The organism is Pedobacter sp. NEAU-ZC8, from assembly GCF_059278965.1.
Map to the genome: position 1 here is coordinate 30,283 of NZ_JCAJXC010000025.1, position 10,056 is coordinate 40,338.

The 10,056-nt window shown below is 42.8% G+C and carries 5 protein-coding genes; all 5 read right to left on the minus strand.

From position 1 onward, the window contains the following. Positions 1 to 14: 14 nt before the first annotated feature. Complete coding sequence (locus tag AC5WJX_RS16790; protein WP_494485452.1) at positions 15 to 983, minus strand: glycosyltransferase family 2 protein; 969 nt, start codon at positions 981 to 983, stop codon at positions 15 to 17. After that, a complete protein-coding gene (locus AC5WJX_RS16795; RefSeq protein ID WP_494485453.1) occupies positions 973 to 2,157 on the minus strand; it encodes a glycosyltransferase family 4 protein in 1,185 nt (394 codons plus the stop codon). Before AC5WJX_RS16795 ends, AC5WJX_RS16790 begins: the two co-directional genes overlap by 11 nt. Continuing rightward, positions 2,157 to 3,965 (minus strand): ABC transporter ATP-binding protein, encoded by a 1,809-nt coding sequence (locus AC5WJX_RS16800; RefSeq protein WP_494485454.1) that lies wholly within the window; start codon positions 3,963 to 3,965, stop codon positions 2,157 to 2,159. The genes AC5WJX_RS16795 and AC5WJX_RS16800 overlap by 1 nt, the downstream gene beginning before the upstream one ends. 138 nt (positions 3,966 to 4,103) lie before the next feature. Further along, the gene (locus AC5WJX_RS16805) at positions 4,104 to 4,826 is read right to left on the minus strand and encodes a 4'-phosphopantetheinyl transferase family protein (protein WP_494485455.1); all 723 of its coding nucleotides are present in this window, start codon (positions 4,824 to 4,826) and stop codon (positions 4,104 to 4,106) included. Further along, the gene (locus tag AC5WJX_RS16810) at positions 4,819 to 10,056 is read right to left on the minus strand and encodes an amino acid adenylation domain-containing protein (protein ID WP_494485456.1); all 5,238 of its coding nucleotides are present in this window, start codon (positions 10,054 to 10,056) and stop codon (positions 4,819 to 4,821) included. Before AC5WJX_RS16810 ends, AC5WJX_RS16805 begins: the two co-directional genes overlap by 8 nt.

Here is a 10,056-nt window from a genome sequence, read left to right on the forward strand (position 1 = left end):
TCGAGGACTGCGTTCTACGCTCTACTGGAAAGTGCATCACATTTGCCTTTTAACCCCCGCATAAACACGTCGGGAATCATTTTTAGGGTAAAAGGTACATTTACATTAAATGAATCTTTCAATAGCTTCAAACACTCTTTGATATTATACTCTCTGATCAGTTCATGTTTAGCGAGTTCTACCAGACTCGCCATATATCTCCGTTTGAAGATATACATTTCAGACCGGGTTAGCAATTTCTTGAACTTGTCCATCATGGTCAGGGTATCGGAGATGTAAAGATGTCTTAAAACCTCATTTCGCTTACGCCCATCATAGATGTTGATCTCATCGATGCATTTTTTCCATAATTTATCAAGCGTAAAAGCGGCCCTGCATTCCTTTGAAAGGATCACTTCCAGATACATACACCAATCATCGGCGATGTTGATTCTGTTGTCCCAACCAGACACAATGCTCGATTTTCTAATCACTACAGATGAAGATGGTGAGGGACAAGCCTCCATATAAACTCTGCGCAGTTCTGAATATTCAAGCACAACCCAGGAATCTACAACTTTCTCGAAATAAGGTATCAGAAAAGGATCTCCATTTAAAAAGTCCCAATCGTTCCCAACCTTGGCCTGTTGTGACCAATTAGCAAATACAAAATCCAACTTGTCGTCTTCCAACTTCTCAACACATCTCGTTAAGAAATCTGGATGCCAGTAGTCATCTGAATCCAAAGAAGCGATAACTGTTCCGGTTGAATTCTGCAGTCCATTGTTTCTGGCAGCTGCTTGCCCTCCATGTTGTTGTCTGATAAACACCGCATCAGGATACCTTTCTAGAACTTCAGCGGTATTGTCACTAGAGCCGTCATCTACAACAATCAACTCAATATTATCATAATACTGATTGTACACACTGTCAATCGCAACAGACAGTTTATCGCCTCTATTATACGTCGGAATAATTACAGAAACTAATGGCTTACCGTTCATTTAAAGTGTTCATTATAAAGTGTGCAAATTCTGTCTCTGGATGCTGGGGTATGGTGCTGTCAATGTGAGAAGCAGCGGCTCTGCCCATCGACTCCCAATTACTTCTATTGTGCCAAGCAGCTTCCATAGCTTCATCAAAGTCTTTCTCTGAAGCATCGCCGATAAACCCAGTCACCCCATTTTCCACAATCTCATTCGTTCCTCCTGCATTAGTAGCAATAACAACTCTTCCAAGTGACATGGCTTCGATCACAGTTAATGGAAGACCTTCACTCCTGGACGGCAGGATTAAGGCATGATGAGTAGACCAGATCTCATGTATATCGCTGGTAAACTCAGAAAAGATAACACTGTTAACATTTAGCAATGCTGCCATTTCCTTCAGTCCTTCTTTGTCTGGCCCACTTCCAAAAAACGTCACTGAAATATTCCGTTCTCTCCATTTATCCTGTGCCAGTATCCTTAGCAAGATATCCTGACCCTTATCAATAACAAAAAGCCTGCCCACACATGCAAGTTTAAGACCATCAACCGTATGTGGATAGGGTAGTGGTTTAGGTTGAGTTTTTACCGGATTTAATATGATGCTACCGTTCTTTAGCCGCATTCCAAACTGTTCCTCTGTCAAATTCTGATTATGTTTGGATACGAAAAAACACTGTTTAGCCTCAAGAAGTGTTCTCTTCATATAAGGCCTTTCTTCATGATTAGGCCAGTAGAAGCTCACTGCTTTGTGTGCTACAATTATATATGGAATGTTCAGCTTTAAACATTGATACGCATATACCAGTCCGTCAAAATTGATACCCTGTGAAATTACAACAAGATGAGGTCGGTTGGTTTTTAGAAGCTTATAAAGACGCAGTGCAGTTTTGTCCCAGTAGTATTCCATGAGTCCAAGTCGAGCTCCAAAGCGTCTGGCAAGAAAACGTGATTTGGATAACACGCGTCCGAGACCCTTCAAATTTGGATTTAACTCCTGGAAAGTAATGTTTTCATGCTGCAGCTTCTTGAACTCTGGATGATTCAAGTTCACCTTATTCTTAAATAAGGTTATATCCTGAATATCCGATTTGTTCAGGTAAGTAAGGCTCCTGGACCAAAGTTCTTCACTTCCACCCCAATCATCTTGGCAGCATGTTACAATAGCTAATTTTTTACCTTTTACCTTCATTAAGCTTCTACATTTTCTTTGAAGAGTCTTGCATAGTCACCTTCCATGTTCAACAACTCGCTGTCAGTCCCTTCCTGTAGTATCTGGCCACCAGACAGGACATATATGTAATCTGCGTGCTTCACTGCAGAATGGCGGTGACTGATAATTATGGCAGCTCTGTTTCCAATGTGTTTTCTGAAGGAATCGAAAAGCTCTTTTTCTGCCAAGGCATCCAATGCACTTGTGGCTTCATCTAAAATAAGAAAACGAGCTTCACTATAAAGTGCTCTCGCAATAGCTAACTTTTGCCATTGTCCAATACTTACCTCATGCCCCTCTTCAAATAACTTTCCCATCATCGTTTTGTACTGGTTTGGAAGCTTTTCAACAAATGTGCTTGCACCCGCGTTTTTTGATGCTGTTACGATTTCATCATACACAACCTCTTTGTTAATGTTCCCAAAACGTATGTTATCTTCAGCACTGAAATTGTAACGGGAAAAGTCCTGAAAAACAGCGCTCACCTGTCGTCGGTAAGCTGACACGTCAAATTCATTGATATTGATGTTTCCTAATGAAATTTCGCCTGAGTCAACTTTATACAAGCCACATAGGAGCTTAATCAAGGTAGATTTTCCTGCGCCATTAAGTCCAACGACTGCGATGATCTTGCCCGATGGAATGCGGAGGGAGATGTTCTTCAAAGTTGTACGCTCACTACCAGGATAGGTGAAGTTCAAGCCTTTAACTTCAAGATCCAGGTTCATACGCGAGGGTATCTCTCTTGTAGGCGTATCATCAGCTTGCGAACGTTTTAAGTCGAAAAGTTCAAAAATGGAGTTTATGAAAATGTTGTTGGTATAAAGAATTGAAATTCCGGAAGATATATACTGAACTAAGTTAAACGACTGAGGAAAAATCATTAAAAACAATACGATATCACCGACACTATTAGTTCCTTTTACTGTTCCTAAAGCGATGTACGCAATACAAGTGAAAAAACCGATACTCCCAATGCCCGTGGTGATTATTTCTTTTGAAGTCCGCTTATAGCTCAGGTTAAGTTTTTCCTGTAAAATTTCCATTCTGCAGCTTAGATATAGCTGCTTGAAGTAGTCCCCAAGGCTATAGCTTCTTATTTCTTTAGCTGAAGTGTCTGATGTGAGGAGATTACTCAAATACCCTGACTTACGTTCAAGTGGGGTGTGCTTGATACGCCATTCATTCTGTTTATTCGAAAAATATATACGAACAAAAAGGGTGGGCAAAGCAAATACAAATAAAAGCGGAAGCAGTAGCCAGTTAATTGCAATGAAAAGCGATCCGATTGCGCAAAGATTAAGTACGTTTTTAGTAATCTCCAAGAGCGTCGTAATTACAAGGTTAGGACGATCAGCTCCAGCATCCTTAGCTCGTTTCAGTATGTCATAATAGGAGGGACTCTCATAATAGGAAAGGTCCATTTGAATTGCAGTCTGATGTATTTTGTCGTCGATAAAGTTAGCTACCTTGGCAGCCTGTACTTCTATTGCATATGCCGAGACAAATCGTGCAATGGAGTATAAAATGGAGAATACACCGGCAATAATTACATGTTTTATAATTAGATATTCAGCATTTGGATCCTGAATGTCCAGGTTCGAAATCGCGTCTACCAATAATTTCAGCGCATAAAGCGACCCAAGAAAAAGAGCGGTTTCCACGATGATCATACCCACCGAAAATACCATCCAGCCTTTGGCAGCCGACCATACCAGTTTGATCGTTCTTTTAAGCTTTAAGTTGGTTTGTAAGTTTTTGAATTTCCGAGCGATAATTGCAATCATGCAGTTTACAATTGATGTAAAATTACGTCGCAAATTACACATTATTTCTCGATAACTAAAAAGCTTTCTCAGACTTTTAGTATAAAGATGTAAAGTAATGCCTTGAAGATCAATCCTTGTCCTTAGCTACTTGAGGTGCTATGTGTATGTTGTCAAACTACAAACGTCCCAGTATCTATAGTGCACTGGGCCATCAAGCGCAGCTAGGCTCAGCAGATACTGTTCATCAAAGTAAAAACTATTCACGTTGCACAAATGATCATGCCTTCTAATGCGATTGTCTAAACAATTGATCGAGCGTAAGTCGTTTGTTAAACCCTCCCCAGTAGCCTTCAAAACAGCCTCTTTTCTAGTCCATAAACTATAGAAGTTAATTCGCTGGTTTCCCTCATTCACAAATGCTTGTTCTTCATCATTGAAGCATTGTTCTAGCACCAGGTCAAAATCAAATCGAGGGTCAATATACTCTAGATCGACACCAATCGGCCTTGAATTTACCACGATCACTACATACCCTTGGCTATGGCTTACATTGAAATGGATGTTTTCCAGTGCTGGCTTTTTATTCCCAATTCTGGAGAACTGAAGCGCTTCGGGAGCTTCAGGTACAAAACAGGACAAAATCCGACGCACATAATACGCCCGGACTAAATAGTTAATCCTATCCTTGATATGAAGGAACCTCGATGCACGATTTAACTCATTCGCAGATAGTACCCTTGTATAATCTCTTTCAATACCCGGATAGCAAGCTTCAGTGGCTATCCGGAATATGTGGATTAGATCAGCTGGCATTTTGCATCCAAAATCCGAAAAGTGCAGCCAGTTCGGTGATTCCTGAAGCATTATTTTCTTATGCAATGACCTGTTTTCGAGAATTTTCACCTGAATGGTTGATCGAGTTAATAGCAGACTGCAACACCCTAACCAACTCCTCATCATGTGGCGGATATAAAAACGTCTTATGATCCCCGGGAACTTCCCAGATCTTAACGCCCTTTTTTGCATATAACTTCCAGCCTAAATACTGGTTATCATCCAAATAATATAGCCTTTTCTTAGCTCTGAATAGCGTAACTTCAATATCATCGGCTGCCAATTTGTATTTTGACAAAGCAGTGCTATATCGCTCATAGATTTCCGCCTCATAATCAGAAAGCTCAAATTGCCTGTCCGTCGTTTCTGCCTTCAATGCGCCTTTCAGCTTTCTCTTTAGAATTGTCTTTTGATAAGAAAGTGTCTCAGCCGGGTAATTCAAAAATGATTTTGTGAAGAAAGGCACCTTATTAAACTGACGGGTCACCTTTTTCAGTAACTGTTTGGTGTCAGTCAAATCCTCACCAGTGCTCGCGTAGGTGTCGATTACACCGACCATCGAAACTTCCTTACCCAATGCGCTCAGCTGTCGAGCCATTTCATACACTAAGATTCCACCCAAAGAATATCCTACAAGCATGAACGGACCATCCGCTTGTACCGTCAGCATTTCCTCCAGATATTTTTCTACAATTTTTTCAATCGAATCTGGAACATCCATCTCGTAATTTAACCCAAGCGCCTGGATACCATAGATTGGCTGGTCTTTATCGAAATAGGAGCTAAGTGATTTGAAGACCAGGATATTCATCCCACCTCCATGAACAAGGAATAATGGCCTTTTGCTGCCAGAAGTACGGATGGGTACTAGAGCACTCCAGGCCATCTTTGGTTTGTCTTCTTCCAGTTGAAGCGCCATTTTGCCGAGTGTAGAGTTGTCAAACAGTGTCGCTAATGGCAAACGCTTCCCGGTACGCTTCTCTATGGCAACCATGACCTTCATGGCCAGAAGAGAATGTCCTCCAAGCTCGAAAAAGTCGTCAGTAACCTTCAGGTTCTCCAAGCCCAGAGCCTCTGCCCAGATAGCAGCCACCAAAAGCTCATTTTCTGTTGAAGGGAGCTCACCCGTTGATTCTGCTTCCATACGTTTAGACTCTACTTTGGGAAGCATCTTCCGGTCTATCTTACCATTTGGTGTTAATGGGAATTTTTTCAGCCCGACAAATTGTTCTGGAACCATAAACGGCGGAAGCAACTCACCGGCATACCTCTTCCATTCTAAGATCTGTGCTTTTGAGATTGTAATCCGCTCCTTCGAAAAGGGCGTTCTGATATGACTGGCTAAATCGATTGCGCGCCCACTTATATATGGAGCATCTGGCAACACCGCTCCAAAAGAAGATGGAATAAATACAACGTCGAATAGACCATCTGTCCCATCTGAACTCCAACGAACGTGTGCCTTAAAGCCGAGCCTTTCTGCTGTAGCCCAAAACAGATCCGGATGCATACCTTCAGTCACGGCATTTACCGCTGCTTTGATGTCAGCAAGCAACGTTTCCTCATTAGCCGTATGCATCAATTTCAGCAAATGACAATCCTTTGCTGTTCGGCTGTTGTAAATACCTTTTAACTCCACAACTGAAGATGGGTTATCGCCAAGAACTTGCTCTACATCTGAAAGTTTAGTATCGGAATGCCAGGTTAGACTGATCGCTGGCGTAACATATGGCTTTTCAGCGCCTACATATATCCAGACGTCGTAATGGTATTTCGTGATTTCGTTGATGGACTTCCCTTTCCTTAATTGGATATCGACTGCTTTGATTTCTGGAAAAGTAGCCCTAAGTCCATAGAAAAACGCTGGGTCAGCAACCAGTTCATCCTCAATCCTTACGCGGTTCTCTATAATTTCTTTGAAAAAAGCTAAGGTGTTCTTTTCTGGCGCTTTCGGAAGATGATCCATCGCATGGCACATCTCTAAAGAGTTTTGTCCCTGCATGTCACCAATGAATATACACCCGGTCCCATCAATAGCGCCTAATGCTTTTTTGATCACATCAATCAGGTAGTCGGCACCAGGAAAGTACTGCGCCACACTGTGTAATAGAACAAGGTCAAATTTCCGGTTTCCGACGGCACTGAAATCGTCAGCACTGGCTACTTTTGCTTCAACATGACCCCATTTCTCCGGGTTTGAGCAAAGCGTCTCATTAAGTTTGTCAATTGCAGTCTGCGCATAATCGGTAGCCAGATAATAGTCTACATCGTCCGTAAGTTCATATAAAATCTGCCCGGCGCCGCTTCCAATCTCATATACGCTGCGTGGATGCAGGGCTTTGATTCGCTCGACTGAGCTCCGGAGCCATTCTTCAGACTGCGCGGCAAGTTCTTTGCCGTTTTCATAATATTCCAGCAACGTCCCGTCCAGGTTCTGGTCGGGCAGGGCCTCATTCTTGTTCGTCTCTGCACCAATATTGTACAATGTTTCCCAACGATCCTTCCAGGATAAAGCTTGTTCTTGCTCCATCTCCTGATCAAGTGTCACGTATGCTACAAGGCTCTTTTCCTTTTTATCGTTTTCACTTACCGCAACAACGGTTTGTTTTATGCCAGGTGCAGTGGAGAGTATCGATTCAATCTCACCGAGTTCAATCCGGTGGCCTCGAATTTTTACCTGCTGGTCCATTCTCCCCCGGCATTGTAGTTCTCCATTGGGAAGTATGGTACCTAGATCACCTGTTCTGTACATCCGTTTACCCGATGCTGATTTTCCTGGTTCAATAATGAACTTCTCCTGGGTAAGTTCTGGCCGGCGCAAATAGCCCTGACTTACGCCATCGCCGGCAATGCAAACCTCGCCAACGATCCCTTCCGGTACCTCACGGCCGTGTTCATCAAGAATGAATATCCCTGTGTTTCGAATTGGATGACCAACTGTAATGGTCCGATCATCTTGTCTTATCTGTTTTAAAGTGGACCATATCGTCGTCTCGGTAGGGCCGTACATGTTCCATAATTCCGAACTGCGCGGAAGTAAGTGTTTAGCCATTTGGTCGGTTAAAGCTTCACCTCCTGCCAAAATCTTTAAGGATGATGATCCGCTCCAGCCTGAGTCGATCAACATCTGCCAGGTTGATGGGGTAGCCTGCATCATCGTGATGCCGCTTTCAGTGATCATATCTGCGAGAATTCGACCATCTTTCGTGGAGGCTGCGTCAGCAATTATGACTTCTGCACCCGCGATAAGGGGTAAAAAAAGCTCTAAACCAGCGATATCAAAAGATATGGTTGTAATCGCTAAAAGTTTATCGTCCTTATTGATGCCAGGTTGATCGAGCATGCTCAATAAGAAATTGGACAAGTTGCCATGACTGATCTTTACACCTTTTGGCTTCCCGGTGGATCCGGATGTGTAAAGAACATACGCAAGATCAGACCCTGATACCGGTATAAAATCAGGCAAGGGAAGGGAGAGATCGGTTTGGTCTTCAATCTCTGCTATTATTTCAGTTGTACGATCTTGGTAGTACCCTTGATATTTTCTTGAGATTAACAGAAAGTTTGCACCTGAATCTTCAAGCATGAATTCAATTCTGTCCTTAGGGTAGGATGGGTCTAAGGGGATGTAAACGGCACTTGCTTTAAGTATTGCTAAAAGCGAAACCAACATATCCGCAGATCTATCTATGAAGACAGCAACGAAATCACCTGGCTTTACGCCCTGAACAATTAACTTGTTTGCAAGTTGATTAACTTTTGTGTTTAACGCATTGTAGCTTAAGTGCTGACCATTGAAGGAAACTGCAGTTTTAGCAGGGTAGTGTCTATAAACCTGTTCCAAAAGGTCATTTATCGAACTGAATTCCAACCCACTCTGCTCATCCGATATCGCAAGCTCATGCTCCTCATGCTGCGCCAGGGATGAAATGATAACATCGCTATTTAGCACAATCTTCTCCAGGATCGCGGTAAAATCCCGGTGGAAAATCTCTATAGTTTCAGGCTTGAAAAGGCCTGTATTAAAAGACCATTCTAATACCAGCTTGTTTTTTGACCCTGTAGCGTTCAGAAAAATATCAAATGTTTCATACGCTCTGGGATTACTGATCAGGCTATGTTTAAGGCCATCAAAAGAAACCGCCTGATCCATTCCCATATCAATATTAAAGATTACAGGAACTAAGGTTATGCGAGCGCCATCCCTGGGGATATAAAGCTTTTTAATCAGTTCTCCGAAGGTTAGTCGTTGATGTTCATAGGCATCTAGTATGGCACTCTTTCGAATCTTAAGGTGCTGTTTAAACGACAGCATCGGATCAATAACCGTCTTTATAGGCAGCAGGTTCACACAGTGCCCCACAACATCATTCAAACCGGATGCAGCCTGCCCGGAAGCGGGTAGTCCAACAACAAGCTCATGCTGCCGCGTTTTTGAATGAAGGAAAACTTCAAACGCCGTGAGCAATGTTGTTACCAGGCTTGCACCTGATTTACCAGCCAATACTTTCAGCTGGTCTAAAAGACCCTTACCAAGTTCAAAGTCTAACCGCATGCCTTTATATCCGCGAGGTGATACCCTCGGGTAATCTGTAGGCAGGTCAACAACCGGGACTTTCCCCTGATAAAGATCTAACCAGTAGCTTTCCGTGGTTTGATAGTCCGCGCTAGTTTTAAACAAACGCTCATTCTTAGCGTAGTCACTCATCTGCCAGGCTTTACCCATAGCAACAGAAGAACCCTTTGTATAGGCATTATACATCTTGCTTATATCTTCCAGAATGATACCCGAAGACCAGCCGTCGCATACCGCGTGGTGCTTGATAATCGTAAATACGTGAAGATTAGCGGCAAGTTTGTGAAGGTATACCTTAAACAATGGCCCTTCTTGTAGATTGAGCGCAATGGCAAGTTCCTTGTTTATTGATTCAGTCAGTGCTCCGCGCGCTGAGGCTCCCAAAGGAGACAGGTCTTCCAGAACAAAGTCGACTGGAAAATCTTTGTAGGTAAAAATCCACTCCCCATCTGCACTGAAAGTTGACCTTAGTGCCTCATGGCGAAGAATGAGCCCCCTAACAGCACGCTTAAAATCATCGACCTGGAGATTTCCTTCGAAGTCAAGTGAAATGGACTCGTTGTAAGCGAGGTTAGCTTCCTCGCCGCCGAACATACAGGCAAGCCAGATCTCTTTTTGCGAATCGTTTGTAGGCGTAATTCTCTCAATTTCCTTTGTTTCGCCAAAGGGGTCAAAATCAACTGGAATATATTTGGTCAT

Bases quoted from the DNA above. Each gene is read 5' to 3' on its own strand.
- AC5WJX_RS16790 (WP_494485452.1), bottom strand. From the start codon at position 983: ATGAACGGTAAGCCATTAGTTTCTGTAATTATTCCGACGTATAATAGA.
- AC5WJX_RS16795 (WP_494485453.1), bottom strand. From the start codon at position 2,157: ATGAAGGTAAAAGGTAAAAAATTAGCTATTGTAACATGCTGCCAAGAT.
- AC5WJX_RS16800 (WP_494485454.1), bottom strand. From the start codon at position 3,965: ATGATTGCAATTATCGCTCGGAAATTCAAAAACTTACAAACCAACTTA.
- AC5WJX_RS16810 (WP_494485456.1), bottom strand. From the start codon at position 10,056: ATGACCAAATATATTCCAGTTGATTTTGACCCCTTTGGCGAAACAAAG.